Genomic DNA, 803 nt, shown 5'->3' with positions numbered 1-803 from the left:
CATGTCAACATGTTTCATCCCGCCAAACTGGATCGCTCGGCCGAAGATTTCAAGATCACCCAAGCCGGATCAATAATAAGCACCTCGCGCTCTTTGCGCTTGTTCTGCAGGCTGTAAGTGACCGCAAGGTCCTCAACAGCCTGCGTGCTGTAAAGTGTTCGGATCAACGGATGATCGTCATAAGTCAGCACCCAGTGCGGCAGGGTTCCATCCTGAAGCATGTCGCTTAAAGCGATATGCTTGCCTTCGTCCATCGCATTCAGATAGAGGCGGCCGCCTGCTGTGATATAAGGCGGATCAATGAAAAAAAGTGTCTGGTTGATCGCTAAACGCCTGGTCGATCTGGCAAGAAATTTCAAAGCGTCTTCCTGAGTGAGCTGGATGCGGTCCCTCATTGTGCCTAACCAGCGTACGCGTTCGGCCAAGGCATCCCGATTGAAGCGGGCGTCGATCTTCCATTTGCCCCGCTGATCGTAGCCGCCAATCGGCCCAGCTCCGATCACTATACCCGAGCGGCTCGTCCGGTTGAGGAAAAACGTCGCGAAACCAAGCTCGAAGCTGGGCTCACTGGAACTTTCGATGATCTTGCGGGACGCATGCCATGTTTGGAGGTCGACAGGCGTTCTAAGAATTGCTTCGGAAAAGCGCTCGGGCTCGTCGAGGATAAACTTCCAAGCAGAGTAAACCTTAGGATCAGCATCATTGAGGTGGAGTTGGTCAACAGCGCCTAGTGTTGTGACTCTAACGCTTGTTTCGCACGGGCGACCTTTTGCAGGATAGCTGAGGCCGAGGCGGTCCAGACA

At 53.8% G+C, this 803-nt stretch carries 1 protein-coding gene; it reads right to left on the bottom strand.

From position 1 onward, the window contains the following. Positions 1-14: 14 nt before the first annotated feature. Positions 15-803, bottom strand: a 789-nt coding sequence (locus JKL46_RS34975; protein WP_201843046.1) for a DNA adenine methylase, incomplete at its 5' end; no start/stop codon positions are given.

It is taken from the genome of Microvirga zambiensis WSM3693 (assembly GCF_016735695.1).
Classification (GTDB): Bacteria; Pseudomonadota; Alphaproteobacteria; order Rhizobiales; family Beijerinckiaceae; genus Microvirga; species Microvirga zambiensis.
The sequence above is the reverse complement of the archived record's forward strand: the minus strand, read 5'-3'. Positions and strand labels throughout refer to the sequence as shown.